This window comes from Rhodosalinus sediminis, assembly GCF_003385555.1.
GTDB lineage: Bacteria > Pseudomonadota > Alphaproteobacteria > Rhodobacterales > Rhodobacteraceae > Rhodosalinus > Rhodosalinus sediminis.
This window is the reverse complement of record NZ_QOHR01000111.1, coordinates 1-341: the sequence shown is the minus strand read 5'-3', so window position 1 is coordinate 341 and position 341 is coordinate 1. Positions and strand designations below refer to the sequence as shown.

The 341-nt window shown below is 69.8% G+C and carries 1 pseudogene; it reads right to left on the bottom strand.

Annotated features, from left to right (window positions below):
• Positions 1-341: pseudogene (locus DRV84_RS15735) on the bottom strand (multidrug MFS transporter); the annotation flags it as partial.

The window sequence follows — 341 nt, the reverse complement described above, 5'->3', positions numbered from 1 at the left end:
AGCGGCGTGCCGTCGAACATCAGCCCGACCGGAATCGCCAGCAGCACCGCCAGCACGGTCGAGACCGAGCCGATGATCGACGAGGCGAAGCCCGCGATGTGCCCGAGGGGCTCCATCGCCATCGCGTTGATGTTGCCCACGGTCAGCCCGACCTGGAAGAAGAGCGAGGCCTGCCAGACCACGAAGAGCGCGAAGAACACGGGCTCGGGCGGGGCGGCGAGGCTGACGGCGATCATGGCGCCGGCGATCAGGCATTGCCCGGCGAGCGCCGCGGTGATCAGGAACCGCATGCCGAGCCGCATGACCAGAAGCGCGTTCAGCAGCGTCGCGCTGCCGGCCGC